Annotated in this window: 15 protein-coding genes and 1 pseudogene; 11 read left to right on the forward strand and 5 right to left on the reverse strand. The window is 72.5% G+C overall.

The genetic code is table 11. From position 1 onward, the window contains the following. Positions 1 to 177: 177 nt before the first annotated feature. On the reverse strand, positions 178 to 825 hold the full coding sequence (locus tag HUX53_RS21145; RefSeq protein ID WP_176404954.1) for a TetR/AcrR family transcriptional regulator: 648 nt from the start codon (positions 823 to 825) through the stop codon (positions 178 to 180). A gap of 193 nt (positions 826 to 1,018) precedes the next feature. Between HUX53_RS21145 and HUX53_RS21150 the strand changes: the two are divergent. From HUX53_RS21150 to HUX53_RS21160, 3 genes and pseudogenes are all read left to right on the forward strand, one after another. Further along, a pseudogene (locus HUX53_RS21150) lies at positions 1,019 to 1,921 on the forward strand (RNA polymerase sigma factor); the annotation flags it as partial. Between the two features lie 154 nt (positions 1,922 to 2,075). Continuing rightward, a complete protein-coding gene (locus HUX53_RS21155; protein ID WP_309237348.1) occupies positions 2,076 to 3,359 on the forward strand; it encodes a serine hydrolase domain-containing protein in 1,284 nt (427 codons plus the stop codon). A gap of 30 nt (positions 3,360 to 3,389) precedes the next feature. Next, complete coding sequence (locus HUX53_RS21160) at positions 3,390 to 5,165, forward strand: DUF6493 family protein (RefSeq protein WP_176404955.1); 1,776 nt, start codon at positions 3,390 to 3,392, stop codon at positions 5,163 to 5,165. An 816-nt stretch (positions 5,166 to 5,981) separates the two neighbouring features. Here the strand turns inward: HUX53_RS21160 and HUX53_RS21165 are convergent. The 3 genes from HUX53_RS21165 to HUX53_RS21175 all read right to left on the reverse strand — a co-directional run bounded on the left by HUX53_RS21165 (position 5,982) and on the right by HUX53_RS21175 (position 8,746). Continuing rightward, entirely contained in the window at positions 5,982 to 6,914 is a 933-nt protein-coding gene (locus HUX53_RS21165; RefSeq protein ID WP_176404956.1) for a threonine/serine dehydratase, read from the reverse strand. 147 nt (positions 6,915 to 7,061) lie between these two features. Next, the gene (locus tag HUX53_RS21170) at positions 7,062 to 8,342 is read right to left on the reverse strand and encodes an RNA polymerase sigma factor (protein ID WP_369009210.1); all 1,281 of its coding nucleotides are present in this window, start codon (positions 8,340 to 8,342) and stop codon (positions 7,062 to 7,064) included. 50 nt (positions 8,343 to 8,392) lie between these two features. Next, entirely contained in the window at positions 8,393 to 8,746 is a 354-nt protein-coding gene (locus HUX53_RS21175) for a YciI family protein (RefSeq protein ID WP_176404957.1), read from the reverse strand. A gap of 270 nt (positions 8,747 to 9,016) precedes the next feature. Between HUX53_RS21175 and HUX53_RS21180 the strand changes: the two genes are divergently transcribed. Together HUX53_RS21180 and HUX53_RS21185 are read left to right on the forward strand one after the other, a co-directional pair. Next, the gene (locus HUX53_RS21180; protein ID WP_176404958.1) at positions 9,017 to 9,838 is read left to right on the forward strand and encodes an SAM-dependent methyltransferase; all 822 of its coding nucleotides are present in this window, start codon (positions 9,017 to 9,019) and stop codon (positions 9,836 to 9,838) included. Further along, positions 9,835 to 10,734, forward strand: a complete 900-nt coding sequence (locus tag HUX53_RS21185) for a helix-turn-helix transcriptional regulator (RefSeq protein WP_176404959.1) — start codon at positions 9,835 to 9,837, stop codon at positions 10,732 to 10,734. Before HUX53_RS21180 ends, HUX53_RS21185 begins: the two co-directional genes overlap by 4 nt. On the opposite strand, the gene HUX53_RS21190 is transcribed toward HUX53_RS21185, so the two are convergent. Next, entirely contained in the window at positions 10,724 to 11,296 is a 573-nt protein-coding gene (locus HUX53_RS21190; protein WP_176404960.1) for a dihydrofolate reductase family protein, read from the reverse strand. The two genes, HUX53_RS21185 and HUX53_RS21190, sit on opposite strands and share 11 nt — an antisense overlap. A 283-nt stretch (positions 11,297 to 11,579) precedes the next feature. Here HUX53_RS21190 and HUX53_RS21195 point away from each other — a divergent pair, with 283 nt between their 5' ends. The 6 genes from HUX53_RS21195 to HUX53_RS21220 all read left to right on the forward strand — a co-directional run bounded on the left by HUX53_RS21195 (position 11,580) and on the right by HUX53_RS21220 (position 19,950). After that, on the forward strand, positions 11,580 to 12,737 hold the full coding sequence (locus HUX53_RS21195; RefSeq protein WP_176404961.1) for an ABC transporter permease: 1,158 nt from the start codon (positions 11,580 to 11,582) through the stop codon (positions 12,735 to 12,737). Further along, positions 12,671 to 14,869: an FtsX-like permease family protein gene (locus HUX53_RS42600; RefSeq protein ID WP_176404962.1), complete on the forward strand. Its 2,199-nt coding sequence runs from the start codon at positions 12,671 to 12,673 to the stop codon at positions 14,867 to 14,869. The genes HUX53_RS21195 and HUX53_RS42600 overlap by 67 nt, the downstream gene beginning before the upstream one ends. After that, on the forward strand, positions 14,866 to 17,430 hold the full coding sequence (locus HUX53_RS21205; protein ID WP_176404963.1) for an FtsX-like permease family protein: 2,565 nt from the start codon (positions 14,866 to 14,868) through the stop codon (positions 17,428 to 17,430). Before HUX53_RS42600 ends, HUX53_RS21205 begins: the two co-directional genes overlap by 4 nt. Further along, a complete protein-coding gene (locus tag HUX53_RS21210; protein ID WP_176404964.1) occupies positions 17,430 to 18,344 on the forward strand; it encodes an ABC transporter ATP-binding protein in 915 nt (304 codons plus the stop codon). The genes HUX53_RS21205 and HUX53_RS21210 overlap by 1 nt, the downstream gene beginning before the upstream one ends. Next, the gene (locus HUX53_RS21215) at positions 18,341 to 19,042 is read left to right on the forward strand and encodes an ABC transporter ATP-binding protein (RefSeq protein WP_176404965.1); all 702 of its coding nucleotides are present in this window, start codon (positions 18,341 to 18,343) and stop codon (positions 19,040 to 19,042) included. Before HUX53_RS21210 ends, HUX53_RS21215 begins: the two co-directional genes overlap by 4 nt. Positions 19,043 to 19,365: 323 nt before the next feature. After that, positions 19,366 to 19,950 carry a serine/threonine-protein kinase gene (locus tag HUX53_RS21220; protein WP_309237349.1) on the forward strand — a complete coding sequence of 195 codons (585 nt, stop codon included), beginning with the start codon at positions 19,366 to 19,368 and terminating at the stop codon, positions 19,948 to 19,950. The last annotated feature ends 290 nt before the right edge of the window (positions 19,951 to 20,240 follow it).

The following is a 20,240-nucleotide window of genomic DNA, read 5'->3' on the forward strand; positions in this document are numbered from 1 at the left end:
GCGGTCTCAGCCCGTCGCGCCTGCCTCGGCCATCAGCTCGGCCACGCGACCACATCGGGCGCCGCGATCGCGTCCGAAGGCAGTTTCGAGCTCGCGAGAAACTGATCGCGCAGCGAGCCGCCAGGCGAGTCGGAGCGATGCAGCGATCGCCGCTGCGCCCGTTGAAGGGAGGGCGTTCTAGCGCCCGACCGCCGAGGGCGGAGCAGACAACACCGCGTAGGTGCCAAGGGCGGGTTCGAGGAGGGTGAAGGCTGTGCGGCCGGTCTTGGTCAGGGCGGCGGCTATTTGGTCGTTGGGTTCTTTGTTGAGGGTGCGGCGCAGGGTCTCCTGGAAGAGGACGCGGTGCAGGGCGCCCAACTGGGCGGCCACCAGGCGGGGGAGCGGGTCGTCCGGGGCGGCGGCGGTCTCCCTGGCCAGGACGGCGGCCAGGGCGTCCTCGCGCTCCTCGTGGAACTCACGGAGGCGGGAGACCAGGGCGGGGCTCTCGGTGACCATGCGGGCGAAGTCCGGGCCGGCGAAGCCGATCACCGGGTCGTGCCGGGCGGCGGCGTCCAGGAAGGCGCGGCGGAGGGCGGCGAGCGCCGACTCGCCGGGCGCGCGGGCGGCGACCGTGCGGGCCAGCAGGCCGGTGAACTCCTCGTGCAGGTCGAGTGCGAGGTCCTCCTTGCGCGGGAAGTAGTTGGTCACGGTCATCTTCGCGACCTGTGCCGCCGCCGCGACGTCGGCGATCGTCACCCGGTCGAAGCCGTGCCGCAGGAAGAGGCGCGTCGCCTGGTCCGAGATGCTCCGCCTCGTCTGCTGCTTCTTCATCTCCCGCAGTCCCATGCCGGCAGCTTCTCATACTTCGACCTAAATTTGTACTTGACCTAGCTATTGGTCGAGTCTAAGTTTATGTCGCAAGGCGGGCGGGTACCGAGATCGCGTGACCCGTTCCCTCCCGGCCGGACGAGCAAAGGACACCGCCCTGAACGCCAGCCACGCGCCGAGCGCGTCCCCCCGCGCCACCGTGAACCTCGTCGACCCGATGAAGGACTACCTGTCCCGCATCGGGCGCACCGCGCTGCTCACCGCCGAGCAGGAGGTCGACCTGGCCAAGCGCATCGAGGCCGGCCTGTTCGCCCGCGAACGCCTTGAGACCATCGGCGACGACCTCAGCCTCCAGGACAAGCAGGACCTGGAGTGGATCGCCGTCGACGGCGCGCGCGCGAAAGCGCACATGGTCGAGGCCAACCTGCGCCTCGTCGTGTCGCTCGCCAAGCGCTACATGGGCCACGGCCTGCAGCTGAACGACCTCGTCCAGGAGGGCAACCTCGGGCTGATCCGCGCCGTGGAGAAGTTCGAGTACCGCCGGGGCCTGAAGTTCTCCACCTACGCCGTCTGGTGGATCAAGCAGGCGATCAGCCGCGCCCTCGCCGACCAGAGCCGCACCATCCGCATCCCCGTGCACGTCGTCGAGGTGCTCAACCGGATGACGCGCGTCCGGCGCCGGATGATGCAGGACCTCGGCCGCGAGCCCACCTCGAAGGAACTGGCCGCCGAACTGGACGTCACCGCCGAGAAGGTGGAGTGGCTGCGGCGGCAGGCCCGCGAGCCGCTGTCCCTGCACACCCCGCTGGGCGAGGACGGCGACGGCGAGCTGGGCGACGTCATCGAGGACCCGGACGGCGGCGACCCCGCCGACGTCGTCGCGTCCACGATGCTGCGCGGCAAGCTCGACGCCGTCCTGGAGACGCTCACCGAACGCGAGGCGGGCGTCATCTCGATGCGGTTCGGGCTGGCCGGCGGCGAACCCAAGACCCTCGAAGAGGTCGGCAAGGTCTACGGGGTGACGCGCGAGCGCATCCGGCAGATCGAGTCCAAGGGCATGCACAAGCTGCGCCACCCGTCCCGCCGCGAGACCCTCGCCGACATGCTCAGCTGACGTCACTTGGAACGCGCGGTCCGGTTCTGTGATGAACCGGACCGTTGAATTCTCACGTATTGGGATGACAGAGCGGCTGATCGCCGAGGACACTTTCTCTGGACGTTCCGTGCGTGGAGAGTTGGGGATGATGGCGAGGCGGTTAGGACGGTTCGTGGCGGCCGCGGGTGTCGCGGCGGCGCTCACGATCGCGTCCGCGCAGGTCCCGGCGCAGGCCGCGGGGCCCGGTGCCCCTCCCGTCGCGGTCGCCACGCAGCGGCCGCCCACCATGCCGTTCGATCCGGCCAAGCTGCGCGCGACCCTGGACGCCACCCGCGACGCCGGCATGTACGGGCTGTTCTCCGAGGCCCGCGACGGCCGGACGGCATGGGACGGCGCGTCCGGTGTCGCCGACGTGCGGACGGGACGCCCGGTCACGCCCGGCATGCGGCAGCGCGTCGGCAGCATCACCAAGTCGTTCGTCGCTACCGCGATCCTTCAGCAGGTCGAGCAGGGGCACATCAGCCTCGACGCATCGGTCGCCCAGTACCTACCCGGCCTCATCCCGGGGCGGCTGGGGCAGCAGATCACCGTCCGCATGCTGCTCAACCACACCAGTGGGATCGGTGACTACGTCGTCACGGCGTTCCCTTCGCTGAAGGAACTGTCGCCGCAAAGCCTGGACGAGTTCCGGTTCCGCAACGTCCCGCCGGAACAGCTCATTCAGTGGGGGTTGAGCGCACCCCGCACCGGGATGCCCGGCGAGCGCTGGTCGTACTCCAATACCAACTACATCATCGCCGGGCGGCTCCTGGAAAAGGTGACCGGAACCAAGGCGGAGCAGTACATCACGCGGAACGTCATCGAGAAGGCCGGGCTCAGGCACACCTACTTCCCGGACTCACCGTGGGTGGTCGGGCCCCACTCGCGGATGTACGAATCGCTGTACCAGCACGTGAAACCACCGCGCGACTACAGCGTCTTCAACATGAGCTGGGCTTGGACGGCGGGCGCGCTGGTCTCCACCATGGACGACCTCAACCGCTTCTACCGCAAGCTCCTCACCGGCCGCATCATCGGTATGGACGCCTTGGCGCAGATGAAGCGCACCGTCCCGGTGAAGGACGCGGACGGCAACGTCCTCATGAACTACGGTCTAGGCCTCTACTCGCTCGACCTGCCATGCGGGACGTTCTGGGGCCACGACGGCGCCGTCTTCGGGGCCGGCACCCAGTCGCTGACGTCCGCCGGCGGCGCGCGTCAGGTCTCGGTCGCCCTCAATCTGATGAAGTACCAGCAGCTCAACGCCAACGGCACGCTCGTCCCGCACCCGATCGACAGCGCGCTCGGCGCGCACGTGGTCGAGGCCCTCTGCGGCACGCAGCCCGGGGTGCGGACGGCCGGTCCGGACGAGCTCGTCCGGCTGCTGCCGCTGCAGTTCGCGCGCACCGTCCGCTGATTGTCGGAGGGGCCGCCTAGTGTCCCGGGCATGCCGAGCGCGACCGAGACGCATGACACCGCCGCCTGGGAGAAGATCGCGGCCCTCATCGAGGAGCGAGACCCCGAAGTGGTCGCGGACGCCGTCCGCGACCTGGACGACGCCGGGCGGCGCGCGGTCGCCAGGGCGCTGCCGGGCCACGTCAAGGCGGTCCGGGCGCGGCGCGAACCGTGGGAGGACATCGACGACTTCGCGCCCACCTTCCGCGCGGCGGGCGCCGTCGCGCTGGGCGGATCCTCCGCCGTCGCGGCCTGGCTGACCCGGCGCGAGTTCAACTCGCGCTGGTCGGGCGGCCACGACGACACCGACCTGCTCCTGGAGCTGTGGGTCGATCGCGACGACGCCTGGCTGGCCGACCTCGCGCGGCGGCTGACGCTCCGGCTGCGCGGTCCCCGGCACCTCGGGCTCGACCTCGTCCTGGCGCTGCTGGCCGAGACCGGGATCGAACCGCCCGAACACGACGCCCTCGTGGTCGGCTGGGTGTCGTCCGGGCCGCCCCGCCCGAAGGACCCGCTGCTGCCCGTCCTGCTGCCGCGCATCTTCGAGGCGGAGGGCGTCGGCCGGGAACTGCGCGACAATCCGTCCTGGCCGCGGACGCTGCCGACACTCGCCGAGCGGGGCGTGATCGACCGCCGGATGCTGCTGGACGGCTGCGTCCGCCGGTTCCTGCGCGGCGGGACGACCCTCGACCTGCGGTTCTTCGTCCGCCTGCACGGCCTGCTCATCCCTGCGGACCCGGCCGTACGGGAACGCGAGATCCTCGAATACGCCCGCGACTACGTGCGGCTGCCGCCCGCCGCGCCCGGCCCCGTCGCCGACGTCGCGCTCGGCCTCCTGATGGAGCCCGCGGAACTGCCCTCGCAGCACGTGGCGGAGGCACTGGACGGGGTGCTGTTCCGCGCCGAGTCCGGGCTGGTGAAGTCGGGGCTGTCGTGTCTGGAGAAGACGATCAGGGGCAGGCCGGAACTGGCCGGCGACTGCGCCGCCGCCCTCGCGCAGGCGTTCGCGCACGAGTCGTACACGGTGCAGGAGCGCGCGGTCCGGATCGCGCTCAAGCTCCCCGAGAGCGCCGACACGACCGTGCTCGTCGACGCCGTCCCGCTGCTCGCCCCCGACCTCAGCGCGAAAGCCGCCGCCCGCTTCGGCGGCGACGTCGCCGAACCGGACGACGACCTGCCGCCCGCCCTCGCCGTCGCGCCCCCGGACCCGCTTCCGCCGCTACCGCCGCCGATCACCCGGCCGGTGGAACTGGCCGAGGCGCTCACCGCCTACCACCTGGACTGGCCGGTGCTCGAACGGGTCCTTGACGCGTTCCTCCGGCTCGCCCGCCGGGACGCAGACGACCTGCGCGCCGCTCTCCGGCCCAACCATGAGGTGGACCTCTACTACCCGAGGCTGGCCGAGGGAGGCTGGCTCTCGCCGCGGGAATGGCTCCAGGTGGCAGTGCGGCTGCTGACCGGCTCGGCGCCGGTGCCCCCCGACTGGCGCGACCGGCTGTCGGCGCTCCACAGCCTGGCCAACCCGTATGCGCTCGAACTGCACCGGTGCGCGGAGATCGCCGTCGCCGTCGCCGATGGGACGCTGCCGCCGATGCTGCTCGCCACCCCACCGAGCCGACCGGCCATATCGACCCGGGCACGTTCGTGGCCCGGCTGGAGACACTGCAGGCCACGGGCATCGCGCCCGGGTCCGCCGACCTCCAGCAGGCCCTGCTGCGGCTGCCCCGCGAGATCGACGCGGACGCCGTCCGGCGCGCGTCCGAACTGACCTCGCCCGCCGGGCGCGTCGCCGCGCGCTGGCTGGCCGAGGGCGGGCTGCCCGTCCCCGAGGTGTCGATGCGGCCGCTGGCGGACGGCCTGCCCGAGCCCGTGATAGCGGCCCCGCGGACGGGACTGCCGCTGGTCGACGCGGTGTTCGAGGGACCGCCGAAGTACGCCGACTGGCGTCATGAGGCGGGCCGGAACAGCTGGCCGCTGCAGCTGCCGTCCCATCCCGAGGTCGTCGCCGCGCACTTCCTGCCTCATCTGCGCCCCAAGAACCGCTATTTCGGGCTCGGGGCGCCCGTGGGCGAACTCATCAGGCTCACCCCGGGGGACGGGCCGTTCGCCGAGGCCGTCGCGCACTTCCTGGCTCGTCAGCTCGCCGATCGGCGCGTGGACGGCGCCGACGAGACGCTGCTCACCATGGCCGCCCGGGGTGACCTGCCCGCCGCCGCACTCGGCCGCCACATCGGGCAACTCGTACGGGACGGCGAGATCCGCCCGGTGCGGATCATCGAGGCGCTCGAACGCGCGGCGGACGCGGGCGCCTACCGCCAGGTGTGGGACACGATCGCCGCCGCCCTGCCCGTCCTGTGCCCCGAGCCGGGGGAGCGGCCGGTGAACTCCCTCGACCGCCTGATCGCCCTCGGCCTCAAGACCGCACGCTGGTCGGATGCCCATGGCGCCATCCCCGGGATCGAGCAACTCGCCGGACGCAAGGGCTCGTCCAACGTCGTCCGCGAGGCCCGCGCCTTGTCCACCCACCTCGCCGCCGCGCCATGACCAAGCCCCATATGTCGCCGCGACTCTGGCCTGGTGGCGGTCAGGTGAGATCTGACGGGTCGGTGTTGGCGCCGCAGAGGACGACCACCACGCGTTCGCCCGGGGACGGGCGGTAGGCGCCGGTGCGGAGGGCGGCGAGTGCGGCGGCGGTGCCGTGCTCGACGACCAGGCGGTATTCGGCCCACAGGTACCGGCGGGCCTCGATGATCGCCTCGTCGGAGACCAGGACGGGCCGGACGCCGGTGCGGGACGCGACCGAGAACGCGATCTCGCCGAGCCGGGTCGCCCCCAGCGAGTCGGCGGCGATCCCGGAGACGTCCACGTTGACGGGACGTCCGGAGTGGAGGGCGCGCTCCATGGTCGGGATGGTCTCGGGCTCCACGCCCACGACCCGCGCGGTGCCTTCAAGCGCGGCGGCGACGCCCGCCATCAGCCCGCCACCGCCGACCGCGATCAGGACGGTGTCGACCTCGCCGCCCGTCTGCTCCAGGATCTCCAGGCCCAGCGTGCCCTGACCGGCGCAGACCTCGGGCAGGTCGTAGGCGTGGCAGAGCAGAGCCCCGGTGTCGGCGGCGCGCTTGGTGGCGGCGTCCTGCGCCTCGGCGTACCGCGTCCCGACCTGGACGACCGTGGCGCCGAGCGCGCGCAGCCGCGCGACCTTCACCGCCGGCGCCGTCTCCGGAACGAACACCTCCGCGGGCACGCCCACCTCCGCCGCCGCGTACGCGAACGCGAGCCCCGCGTTCCCGCCGGAGGCCGCCACGACACCGACGCCCGGCAGCCGCCCCTCGTCCCGCGCCGCCAGGATGTGGTTGAACGCGCCCCGCGCCTTGAACGACCCCGTGTGCTGGGTCAGCTCAAGCTTCAGCCACATCCGCCCCGCCGACCCCGGCTCAACCTCCATCACCGGCGTGCGCCGAACATGCCCCGCCACCCGCCGCGCCGCCACCTCAACGTCCGAATGATCGATCACGCCACTCCCTCCCGAGCTCCTTTAAGTAGCAAAACACACCTTGGCGCATGACCGTCCCGAGCCGCCATCGACCACCCGCTGACCACGCTCACGCTCGGCGACACACTGCTGACGAGCAGAGGGGGACGGGCGGCCTTCGGGAGAGCCTCAACTCGTTGCGGGGGGAGGAGAAGCGAGGGCGGCGGCTCGGGACAGGAGGGTGGTGCGTTCGGGGGCGTTGCGGGTGAGGGCCGCGGCGCGCTCGAATTCTGTGCGGGCCTCGTCGGGGCGGCCCAGGCGTTCCAGGAGGTCGCCTCGGACGCTTGGCAGCAGGTGGTAGTCGCGCAGGGTCGGCTCGTCCATCAGGGGGTCGACGATTTGCAGGCCCTTCTCTGGGCCGTGTGCCATGCCGACCGCCACCGCGCGGTTCAGTTCCACGACCGGGGACGGGGCGATGGTCGCGAGGATCTCGTAGAGGGAGGAGATCTGCGCCCAGTCGGTCTCCTCGGGGGCGAGGGCCTGGGCGTGGGTCGCGGCGATCGCGGCTTGCAGGACGTAGGGGCCGGGGGGTTCGCCGATGTCCTTGGCGCGGAGTAGGGCGGTGAAGCCGCGGTGGATGAGGAGGCGGTCCCAGCGGGCGCGGTCCTGTTCCAGGATGGGGATGGGTTCGCCGGACGGGCCGGTGCGCACGCGTGTGCGGGACGCCTGGATCTCCATCAGGGCGGCGAGCCCGTGGACCTCGGGTTCGCCGGGGGCGAGTTCGGCGAGGACGCGGCCGAGGCGGAGCGCCTCCTGGCACAGGTCCGTCCGCACCCAGTCGTCGCCGGCCGTGGCCGCGTACCCCTCGTTGAAGATCAGGTAGACGACCTCCAGGACGGACGACAGCCGAGCGGCACGGTCCGGTCCGGTGGGGACCTCGAACGGTACGCCGGCGTCCGAGAGAGTGCGTTTCGCCCGGACGATCCGCTGCGCCACCGTCGGCTCGGAGACGAGGAACGCGTGCGCGATCTCGTCGGTGGTGAGGCCGCCGAGCATCCGCAGCGTCAGCGCGACCCGCGCCTGCACGGACAGCACCGGATGGCAGGCGGTGAAGATCAGCCGCAGGACGTCGTCCTCGATCTGCTCGTCGTCCGGGACGTCGAGCTCCGGCGGCGCCTGGCTCTCCAGGTCGCGGCCGATCTCCTCCAGCTTGTGCTCGAGGCGCTGCTGCCGGCGGATGCGGTCGATGGCGCGGCGCTTGCCGACGGCCATGAGCCAGGCGCCCGGGTTGTCCGGGACGCCCGACTCCGGCCACTGTTCGAGCGCGGCGACCAGCGCGTCCTGCGCGAGTTCCTCGGCGAGCCCGATGTCGTGCACCATGCGGGCGAGCCCGGCGATGATGCGCGCGGCCTCCAGCCGCCACACCGCGTCGATGCTCGCGTGCACGCCGGGCGCGTTCGAAGCCGTCACGCTGCCGATGAGAGCACCCGCACCGGCCGCCGCGCAAGCTCAGCGGGCGCTCACTGCCCGGGGAACGGGTCGTCCGGGCCGAACACCTGCTTGATGACGCCCGCGCCGTCCCCGACGATCGAGTAGAACCGCTTGGACAGCTCGATCGCCTCCTCGCGGGTGCGCACCTCGACGAGCGCGAAGCCGACCACGCCCTCCTTGGCCTCGGTGAACGGGCCGTCGGTCACGGTGACCTTGCCGCCGGACGAGGTGATGCGGGTGCCGTACGGCTCCAGCCCGCCGGTCGCGAGGAGCACCCCCGCCTTGGCCGTCTCCTCGATGAACCTGCCCATCTCCCGCTGGAGCCGCTCGTCCGGCTGGGCGTCGTCCGGGCCGGCGTCCGTGGTCATCAACAGGAACCGCATGGGTGCCTCCTCTGTCGTGTGTCCGGGTCATCCCCGGCCTTTGCTGACGCGTCGAAGAAGGGGAGACCGGATCGACATCCCGCCCCGATCTTTTTCAGATTTTTCTTCGAGTCGGGATCCTGCCAGGTCAGCGCCCGGCAGGCTGGAAATGCCGCGTGCTGTTCGTCCAGATCACCACAAACCGGGAGGATCGGGACAGGTGGGCAAGCGGCCCGGGGTCGAGTAACTTCTCCCCGTAGGTAGTTTTCTTGCGCGCCGAGGAGGAGTTCCGTGGGAGAGTCAGCACCGGACGACGGTGCCCGGCCCGAACCCGGCATCGACGACACCGTGCCGCAGTCCGCGCGCATCTGGAACTACTGGCTGGGCGGCAAGGACAACTACCCGGTCGACCGCGCCGCGGGCGACCAGTTCGTCTCCGTCTACCCGCAGATCGTGGACGTCGCCCGGCACTCGCGGGCCTTCCTCTCGCGGGCCGTCCGGTACATGGCGGGCACCGCGGGCATCCGGCAGTTCCTCGACATCGGCACCGGCCTGCCCACCGTCGACAACACGCACGAGGTCGCGCAGCGCGCCGCGCCGGACGCCCGCATCGTGTACGTCGACAACGACCCGCTCGTCCTCTCGCACGCCCGCGCCCTGCTGACCAGCAGGCCGGAGGGCACCACCAGCTACGTGGACGCCGACCTGCGCGACCCGGACCGCATCCTCGCCGAGGCCGGCCGGACGCTCGACCTCGGCCGCCCCGTCGGGCTGATGCTGCTGAACATCCTCGGGCACATCGCCGACTACGACGAGGCGCGCTCGATCGTCCGGCACCTGGTGGACGCGCTGCCGCCCGGCAGCCACCTCGCGGTCGCGGACGGCACCGACGTCGTCACCGGCGAGGCGTTCCGCACCGCCATCGGCCTGTGGAACCAGGCCAGCGACACTCCGTACCACCTGCGGACCCCCGAGCTGATCGGCGGCTACTTCGCGGGCCTGGAGGTCCTGGAGCCGGGCGTCGTGCCGGTGTCGCGGTGGCGCGCCGAGCCGGGCCCGTTCGGGGAGCCGGACGACGTGGACGAGTTCTGCGCCGTGGGGGTGAAGTCATGAGCCGCCGTCCCCGTCCGGACGAGCCGGCCCGCGTCGCGCCCGACCTCCGGGACGCCGGGCCGACCGTGCTGCGCATGGTGGTCGGCGCGCAGCTGCGCCGGTTCCGCGAGGCCGCCGGGATCTCCACCGAGGCCGCCGGCTACGAGATCCGCGGCTCGCACTCCAAGATCAGCCGGATGGAGCTGGGCCGCGTCGGCTTCAAGGAACGTGACATCGCCGACCTCCTCACCTTCTACGGCGTGACCGACGGCGGCGTCCGCGAAACCCTGCTGGACCTGGCCGAGCACGCCAACACGCCCGGCTGGTGGCAGGCGTACGGCGACGTGGTGCCCGGCTGGTTCGAGCCCTATCTCGGGCTGGAGCAGGGCGCCGGGGTCGTCCGCGTCTACGAGGTCCAGGACGTCCCGGAGCTGCTGCAGACCCCGGAGTACGCCCGCGCCCTCCTCACCGTCCGCCACCCGGATGCGTCCAAGGAGGAGATCGAGCGGCGGGTCGAGCTGCGCATGGCGCGCCGCCGCGTGTTCGACCGCCCCGAGCCGCTGAAGCTGTGGGCCGTCCTGGACGAGGCGGTACTGCGCCGCACCGTCGGCGGCCCCGCGACGATGCGCGCGCAGATCGAGCACCTGATCGAGACGGCGGAGCGGCCGAACGTCACCGTGCAGGTCCTGCCGTTCACTTCCGGCGGCCACGCGGCCGAGAGCGGCCCGGTGACGCTGCTGCGGTTCGCCGAGCGCGAGCTGCCCGACGTCGTCTACCTGGAGCAGCTCACCGGCGCCCTCTACCCGGACCGGACGGCCGACATCGCCCGCTACCGGGACGTCCTCAACCGCCTCGGCGTCCAGGCCGAACCGCCGTCCCGCACCGGGGAGATCCTCCGCGCCGCCCTCACCCGCTGACCGGCGCGGCGGCCGGGACGTAGGTCGCGATGATCACGCCGGTCTTGAAGACCTCCGTGCCGGCCAGCTCGAAGGACGCCGCGAAGCCCGCCCGGGCGAGCAGCTCGCCCGGGTCGGCGGAGCCGACGATCACCGGGTGGATCCACAGCCGCACCTCGTCCAGCAGCCGGTGCCGCACCAGCGTCCGCGACACCGGCCCGAACCCGTACTGCAGGATGTCCTGCCCGTCCCGCTCCTTCAGCGCGGTGATCTCGGCGGCGGCGCCGGCCCGCCGGATCACCGTGGTGTCGCCCCAGCCGGGCTTCCGCAGCGAGTCGGACACGACGTAGTGCGGCAGCGTGTTCATCCGCACGCCGAAGTCGCCGGCCGCCTCCGCCATCGCCGGCCACGCCTGCGAGAACCCGTCGAACGTCCGGCGCCCCATCAGCAGCGCCCCGCACGAGAACAGCAGGTCCCGCGCGTAGTCGGCGGCCTCCTGCTGGAAGAACGGCGACGTCCAGTTCTGCGGCTTCTCGATGACGCCGTCCAGCGACACGTACGTCGAGTTGACGATCTTGCGCATGCTGCCCTCCGCGGCTCGGCTCCTCCTGCTCTTCTCGCCCCGGGCCACCACCGCGCGCCACCCCGTTTACGACATCCTTACGCTCCCTTGCGCACGACCTTCTCCGATCCGCCCGCACACGCCTGCCGGGCGCACCCTCCGCAGGGTGGGAAGTTGATGGCGATTTGTTCGTATTTCGAGAAGGTTGCGAAAGGTCAAAGAATCGTCACGACGCCTTGTAGGCCCGGCCGGGCATGGATGATCATGAGCCTTCGTGGGGCGACGGGGGCTTGTACTCAGGCGGATGGCCGGCGATCGGACGCTGGTGCTGGCCGCCTGCGCGACCGCGCTGTTCGCCACGACCGTCCTCGCGGCCCTGGTCGGCTACACCGGGTCGGTGACCCGCGAGGGGCTGCGCCGGACGCTGGCGGACGCGACGTTCGCCTCGGTCGGGACGACGATCGGCACGCACGTCCCCGCGAACGGCCTCACCGAGGTGCAGGGCGAGGTCGATCAGTCGCTCAAGCAGATCTACCGGGACGTCCCGCTGGCGATCTCGATGAGCGTGCGCAGCGACTCCTACACCCTCCCCGGGCAGGAGAAGAGCGACCACCCCGAGCTGACCGCGTTCGAGACCTACACCGGCATCGAGAAGCACGCGCGCCTCACCGAGGGACGCTGGCCCGCCGCGTCCGCGAACGAAGTGGAGGCGGTGCTTCCCGCCGCTGCCGCCAAGGCCATCAAAGCCGACGTGGACGACGTCCTCACGCTGCACGGCCGCGTCGACAAGAAGTCGGTCGTGAAGGTGCGGGTCGTCGGGCTGTTCGACGTCCCCGACCCGGAGCACTACTTCTGGCAGGACGACCGGCTCATCACGACCGGTGTCGAAAAGCTCGACTACACGACGTACGGGCCGTTCGTGGTGCGTCCCGAGGTGTTCGCCGGCAAGTTCACCGGCACCGGGTCCGACGCCCGCTTCACCGTCATGCCCGACCTGCGCGGCGTCGAGTCCGGCGACCTCGGCCCGCTCGGCGACCGTGTCACGCACGCGGACGACACCTTCAAGGACATCGGCGACGGCGCGCAGTTCACCGTCGTGACGAAGCTCCCCGAACTGACCGGGCAGCTGAACGGCGCCGTGCTCGTGGCACGTTCCACGATGCTGATCCCGGTGATCCAGCTCGTCCTGCTGGCCGGGTGCGCGTGGCTGCTCGTCGCACGGCTGCTCGCCGACCACCGGCGCGGCGAGGTCGCGCTGCTGCGCACCCGCGGCATGGGGATGCGGCAGCTCGCGCGGCTCGGCCTCGCCGAGGGGCTGCTGATCGTGCTGCCCGCCGCGGTGCTCGGCCGCTGCTCGCCCGCCCGCTGCTGCGGCTCGCCGGGCACGCCCCGGCGGTGCGCGCGTCCGGGCTGCGGCTGGACGCCGGGCCCGTCGCCCCGCTGTGGATCGTGTCGGTGCTGACGGCGCTGGCCTGCGCGATCGCATTGACGATCCCGACGCTGCGCGGCGCCAACCGCACGTTCGTCGAGGCGCAGGCCGGGATCGGCCGGCAGGGGCGCGGTGGCCTGCGCGGATCCGGCGTCGACCTCGCGCTGCTGCTCATCGCCGGGCTCGCGATTTGGCAGCTCACCCGGTACGGGGCGGACGGCGCGGGCGGCACCGGGGGCGGAACGTCCGGCATCGACCCGTTAATCGTGTCCGGCCCGGCGCTCGCGCTGCTCGCCGGCGGGGTGCTGCTGCTCCGGGTCGTGCCCGGGGTGTCGCGCATCGCCGAGCGGGTCGCGACGCGCGGGCGCGGGCTCGTGTCCGTCCTCGGCACCCGGCAGGTCGGACGGCGCCAGCTCCGCTACGCGGGACCGGTCCTGCTGCTGGTCATGGCGATGGCAGTCGGGGTGCTGTCGGTGACGACGATGGCGACCTGGCAGCGGTCGCAGACCGACCAGGCCGACTTCCAGAGCGGCGCCGACCTGCGGCTCACCGCAGCCACCAGCGGCGGCGGCCCGGCGACGCTCGGGCAGGGCGGACGCTTCGCGGCGCTGCCCGGCGTCACGGCGGCGACGGCGGTGCTGCGCGCGGACGGCGACCTCGGCAACGAGCCCGCGACGCTGCTCGCCGCCGACACCTCGACCCTCGGGCAGGTGCTGCGCGTCCAGCCCGATCTGCGGAACGACCTGCGGCTGGACGAGCTGGCGGCGGCCCGTCCCGAAGCCCCCGCGCTGACCGTCCCCGGCAAGCCGAAGCGGCTGCTGTTCGACCTGAGCCTCACCCGCACCGGCCCGACGCCCGGAGGCGACGAGCCGTCGTCCGGCACGGAGTACGAGGTCGCGGTGACCGTCGTGGACGCGCACGGGCTGGCCCGGCAGGTGGAGCTGCCCGGCTTCCCCGCCGACGGCGACGAGCACACGGTCGCGCTGGACGCCGCCGACCTCGCGGGGCCGGGCGGCGTGCCGTCCTACCCGCTGTCGGTCAGGGGCGTCCACTACGCCTACGACAACAACGCCTACACCGGGCCGCTCGACCTGCGGGTCATGGGCGTGCACGGCGACGGCACCGGGGACGCCAAGCCGCCCGCAGACCTACGCTGGGACGTGTTCGCCTACTCGCCAGACCCGAGGAAGCTCCTCAAACCACGCCTCAAGGACGCGGAGGAGGGCCTCGCGGAGATCTCGCTGCCCGCGACCGCCGACCCGGACCCGAGCCGCGGCATCTACAGCAGCGCGACCGGCGCCACCGTCCACGCGATCCTCGCCACGGCCACGCCGCCGAAGCACGGGCTGCAGAACACCGACCTCCGGCCGACCGTGCCCGGCGTGATCACCGATGAGATGGCCGGGCGCGCCAAGGTCGGCGTCGGCGGCACCGTCACCATCAGCACCGTGGACGGCGACCAGCCGGTCAAGGTCCTGGGGATCGCGCCCGCGCTGCCGACCGTGCCGCCCGGCGAACCCGGCGTCCTCGTCGACCTGCCGACGCTCACCCAGAGTCGCCTCGCCGCCGGCGGCGCCACCACCGACAGCATCGAGCCCGGCGAATGGTGGGCGGCGGTGCGCGGCGGCCACACCGCTGCGGCCGTCCGGGCGCTCGGCGAGCACCCGGCCTGGGGCGAGGTCGCCGCCGACCGCGTCAAGGTCCGCGCCGAACTGCGGGACGCCCCGCTCGGCGCGGCGCTCCAGGGCGCGCTCGTGCTCGGCTTCGGCGCCGCACTCGCGTTCGCCGTCATCGCGTTCGTCGTGAACGCGGCGGTCACGGCGGGCGAGCGGACCCGCGAGTTCGCGGTGCTGCGCGCCCTCGGCGTCCATCCGAGGCAGGTCGCCGGGATGCTCGCGATCGAGCAGGCGTACCTGGTCGCGCTCGGCCTGCTCGGCGGGACGGTCCTCGGCCTCGTCGTCGCGCGGCTCGTCGTCCCGCACGTCGTGCTCAGCGTCCAGGCCGCGCAGCCGTACCCGCCCGCCGAACTCGTCGTCCAGTGGCCGGTGGTGCTGGCCATGCTCGCCGGTGTCGCAGCGGTGCTCGGCCTCGTCCTGCCGCCGGTGATGCGGGTGCTGCGGCGCCGTAACCTCGGCGCCGGCCTGCGCGTGGGGGAGGACCGATGAGAGGCTCCGCCATGCGGCTGGTCCGGGCGCAGTGGGCGCCGCTCGTCGCGCTGGCCGTGCTGTCGCTGCTGTCGGCGCTGCTCGCGGTCGCCGTCCCGTCCCGCACGGCCGCCGGCTACGACCGCGCCGCTGCCGCCGCCATCGGCTCGTCCGCCGACCTCACGGTCGAGGGCAAGGCGGCGGGGAGCACCGCGTGGTCGGCCGTCCCGAGCCAGGCCGCGATGGAGGCCAACAGCGTCACCTGGCAGCAGATGCTGCCGCGCTCGCTGGCGAAGGTCGCCGGCGAACCGGAGGCGTCCGCGATGAGCGCGCGGCTGCGCGTCCCCGGGCGGTTCTCCGCGCCCCGGCTGCTGTACCTGGGCTGGGATCTCGGCGCGTGGAGCCGCATCCGGGTCGTCGCGGGCGACCCGGCGGTCAACCCGCCGTCGGAGACGAGCGGCGACATCCGCGTCATGGTCTCCGCGAAGTACGCCCGGCAGCTCGGCTACAAGGTCGGCGACCGGATGGACCTCGGGGACCTCTCGGTCGAGATCTCCGGACTGTACGAGCCGGTGAACGCCGCCGACCCGTTCTGGGCGCCCCGCCCCAGCCTGCTGCACCCGGTGAAGGTGTCGCTCGGCGGCGACGGGGGGCAGGCCGACGCGGGCACCGCGCTGCTGGGCGTCAGCGGATACTCGCGGGTCGTCCGCGAGAGCGACACGCAGTTCACCTTCAGCTGGCGCTTCCCGATCCGCGCCGCGGACATCGACGCCGGGGACGCCGGTGCCCTGGCCGGCGACCTCGGCGCGTTCCGCTCCGCCGTGCGGGGACGCTCCGGACTCTTCCCGTGCGATGTCGTCTCCGCGCTCGACGACCGGCTGACCGGGTTCGCCGGACGGCTGCACACGGCGCGCTCCGTGCTCGGGCTGGCCTTCGGCGGGCTCGCCGCCGTCGCCGCCGGGGTGCTGCTGCTCGCCGCCGGGCTGCTCGCCGAGCGGCTCCGCCCGATCCTCGGCACGATGCGGGCGCGCGGCGCCTCGCTGCGGCAGCTCGCCGCCCCCGCCTGCGGGCTCACCGCGCTCGCCGTCGTCCCGTCCGCCGTGCTCGGATACGCGGCCGGCCGGCTGCTGGACGTCGGCCCGCCGCAGCTGACGTCCGGCTACGTGATCGCCGCGCTCGTGGTCGCCGTGCTCGGCGTCCCCGCCGTCATGGTGGGGCGGGAGCGCGGCGGCGGACTCGGCTCGGCCACCGATCGGCGCGACGACCTCGCCGCCGCCCGGCCCTCACCGCGCCGGCTCGTGCTGGACGGCCTGCTGGTCGCGCTCGCGGTGCTCGGCGTCGTGCTGCTGCGCGAGCGCGGCGCGTCCGCCGGGACCGACCCGCTGGTCGCCGCCGTTCCCGTGCTGCTCGGCGCGGCGCTCGGCGCCCTGGTCCTGCGCGCCTACCCCTACCTGCTCCGCGCGACCGGGCCAGTGCTGCGGCGGCGCAGCGGCGCGGTCGCGTTCCTCGGCCTCGCGCGCGCGTCCCGGCAGAACCTCGTCGGGGCGCTGCCGCTCGCCGTCCTGCTGCTGGCCGCGACCGTCGCCGGCTTCACCGCCACCGTGGACACCGGGTTGCGGGACGGCCAGGTGCGCGCGTCCTGGTGGGAGACCGGGGCGGACGCGCGCATCGAGGCCGGGCCGGTGGACGACGCGACGCTCGCCCGCATCCGGTCGCTGCCCGGAGTGACCGGCGCCCTCCGGGTCCGGGTCATCTCCACGGTGTCGACCGCCACGGACCAGGCGCCGCTGACCGTGGTCGGCGTGGACCTGGACGCCTACCGGAAGCTGGCGCCCGACGTGCCGGGCATCCCGTCCGGGCGGGGCGTCCTCCTGTCACCGCTCACCGCCCGCACAAGGGGCACGGGTCCCCTGACCCTGAGCCGGCCCGGGATGACCCCGATCCAGGTCAAGCCCTCCGGGCAGATCGAGCACTTCCCCGGACAGGGCCTGGGCACGGCGTTCGCCGTCGTCCCGTACACGATGGTCGCCGGTGAGACGGGCTTCCCCTCGCAGGTCTTCGTCACCGGTGACGTGGACGCCGAGGCTCTGCGCGCCGCCGCCCCCGGACGCGACGTCCAGCTGCGGCGGGACGTCCTGCGGGACATGACGCGCGACCCCATGGTGACCGTCGTCCACGAGACGTTCCGGAACGGGGCGCTCATCGGCGGCGTGTTCGGGCTGCTCGCGGTCCTGCTCGTCCTGGTCGTCGGCGCCCGCGCCCGCGGCCGCACCGTCGCCCACCTGCGCGCCCTCGGGCTCAGCCGGCGGCAGAGCCGCGGCCTCGCCCTAGTCGAGATCGCACCCGTCCTCCTCTGCGCCGTCGGTGCCGGCTGGGTGCTCGGCCTGCTCCTGCCCGAGATCACCGGCCCGGTCGTCGACCTGCGCCCCTACACCGGCGGCTTCGCCGTCACCGCGCACACCCCCGGCCTCGCCGCGCTCCTCGGCCTCATCGGCGCGCTCCTGCTGGCGGCCGCCGCGGCCATCGCCGTCGACCGCCTCTTCGACACCCGCCCCGGCACCGCCCTGAGAACGGGGGACTGATGACCAACGCACCCGACCTCGCCGAACTGGAGCGGCGCGCCGCCGAACGCGGCCCCGTCTACGGCGAGGGCGCCCACATCGTCTGCGACAACCTCGTCCGCATCTACAAGACGGACGGCGTCGAGGTCGTCGCCCTCCAGGGCCTCGACCTGCTCGTCGACCCCGGGGAACTCGTCGCCATCGTGGGCGCGTCCGGCTCCGGCAAGTCGACCCTCCTCAACATCCTGTCCGGCCTGGACGTCCCGACCGCCGGCGTCGCCCGCGTCGCCGGCTCGGACCTGCTCACCATGATGTCCAAGGAACGGCTCCGCTTCCGCCGCGAACAGGTCGGGTTCGTCTGGCAGCAGACGTCCCGCAACCTCCTCCCGTACCTGACCGCCGCGCAGAACGTCGAGCTGCCCATGAAGTTCGCGGGCCGCTCCCGCCGCGAGCGCGCGACCCGCGCCGCCGAACTGCTCGGCATGCTGGACGTCGGCGACTGCGCGAACCGGCGTCCCGCCGAACTGTCCGGCGGCCAGCAGCAGCGCATCGCGATCGCCGTGGCCGTCGCGAACGAACCCCACGTCATCCTGGCCGACGAACCCACCGGCGAACTCGACACCACGACCGCCGCCGGCGTCTTCGCCGCGCTCCGCCGCGTCAACGAGGAACTCGGCACCACCACCGTCGTCGTCACCCACGACGCGCAGGTGTCCGAACGCGTCGACCGCACCGTCGGCATCCGCGACGGCCGCACCAGCGTCGAGGTCCGCCGCGGCGGCGGCACCGCCGAGGAGTACGCCCTCCTCGACCGCACCGGCCGCGTCCAGCTCCCCGCCGCGTTCACCGAGGCCCTCGACCTGCGCGACCGCGTCCGCCTCGCCCTGGAAAGCGACCACGTCGGCGTCTGGCCCGACCGGGAGGAGACCTCATGACCGACCCGATGGTGGCCGTCCACGACCTGACGCGCACCTACCGCACGGGCAAGATCGAGGTCCCGGCCCTGCGCGGCGCGTCCTTCACCATCGCCCCAGGCGAACTGGTCGCCATCAAGGGCCGCTCAGGCTCCGGCAAGACGACGCTCCTCAACCTGATCGGCGGCCTGGACGTCCCCGACGGCGGCACCGTCCACGTCGCCGGCCGCGAGGTGGGCGAACTCCCAGAGGACGACCTCCTGGCCCTACGCCGCGACCACATCGGCTACGTCTTCCAATCCCACGGCCTGATCCCGGTCCTCTCCGCCGCCGAAAACGTAGAAGTCCCCCTACGCCTGATCCGCAAGAACCCTGCCGAACGCGACGAACGAGTACGCGTCCTACTCTCCCTGGTAGGCCTGGCAGACCACGCCGCCCAACGCCCGTACGAACTCTCCGGCGGCCAACGCCAACGCGTGGCGATAGCCAGAGCCCTAGCAAACCGCCCCAGGTTGCTCCTAGCCGACGAACCCACCGGCCAACTCGACTCCGAAACAGCCGCCGCAATAATGCCCCTGCTACGCGCAGTAGTAGCCAGCGAAGGCGTAACGGTCCTGGTAGCCACCCACGACCAAACCCTCCTCTCAGAAGCCGACCGAGTCCTAAACCTAGAAGACGGCGTAATCACCGAGTCCTCCGCAACTCAGATGGCCGACTGAACCGATCTTGTAATGCGGCCAGGTGTGCGAATCTGCGCGACGGCGCCTTCATAGTGATCGACAGCCAACCGAGCCACGCGGTCCCTCGTGCCGACGAGCCGCGCGCGTCCCCTGACGCTTCCGCAACATGGACCATGAACACCTGGCTTGGACGTGTAGGTTCTGGTGGCCACTCACGACGAACTCTTCTACGAGGGCGAGGGAGTCCTTCCTAGAAGATGGCGTCATCACAGAGGCAAGTCCTTTCTGTAGGGTGAACCTGGCACTCGACCCACGCGTCTGTACAGACGGCCCTTTCAGGATTTCGGATCCGAGGAGACCGAGTGGGGACTCCCCTCCAGGCTGGCGATCCCGACTCGATCGGCGGTTACCGCATCTTGGCGAGACTTGGCTCTGGCGGAATGGGCACGGTCTACCTTGCCGACGATGTCACGGGCACGTACGTCGCGGTAAAGATGATCAAGCCGGAGTTGGTGCGCCACGAGGACGGCGCCATCTCCGCTCGATTTCGGCGCGAGATTGCCGCCCTCCGCCGGCTCGGTCGCCGCTGCACGGCCGCGCTCCTCGACGCCGATCCGGACGGTGACCCGCCGTACCTGGTCGTGGAGTACATCGATGGGCTTGCCCTAAGCCAGGCCGTCCGGCGCGATGGCCCGCTGCGCGGCGCGGCGCTAGAGGAGGTTGCGGTCGGCGTCGCCGCCGCGCTGGAGCACATCCACGGGCAGGGCATCGCGCACCGCGACCTGAAACCCGCCAACGTCCTCCTTGGACCGCATGGTCCGCGCGTCATCGACTTCGGCATTGCCGTTCTCGCCGGACGTGACACCAGGATCACCGCCACCGGACAACTCTGGGGTACCCCCGCCGTACATGGCGCCGGAACAACTCCTCGGGGAGCGGGTCACTAATGCCGCTGACCTGTTCGCATGGGCGGGCACCGTTGCCTACGCGGCGTCCGGTGCGCCGCCGTTCGGCGACGACCGCCGCACCGTCCACACCCGGATCTTGCACGGCGAACCAGTCCTGGAAGGATTGCATGGGCCCTTGCTCGACCTAGTGAGGCGCTCCTTCGCCAAGGAGCCGGCCGCACGCCCGTCCGCCGCCGAGATAGTGGACGGCCTGCGCAACCTGTCAGGCACCGTCCTGCGCAACGCTTCCCTCGGCACGGGACGGCAAATGAGCGCCGACGATGCGGAGG

This window comes from Actinomadura sp. BRA 177 (assembly GCF_013372625.1).
Classification (GTDB): domain Bacteria; phylum Actinomycetota; class Actinomycetes; order Streptosporangiales; family Streptosporangiaceae; genus Spirillospora.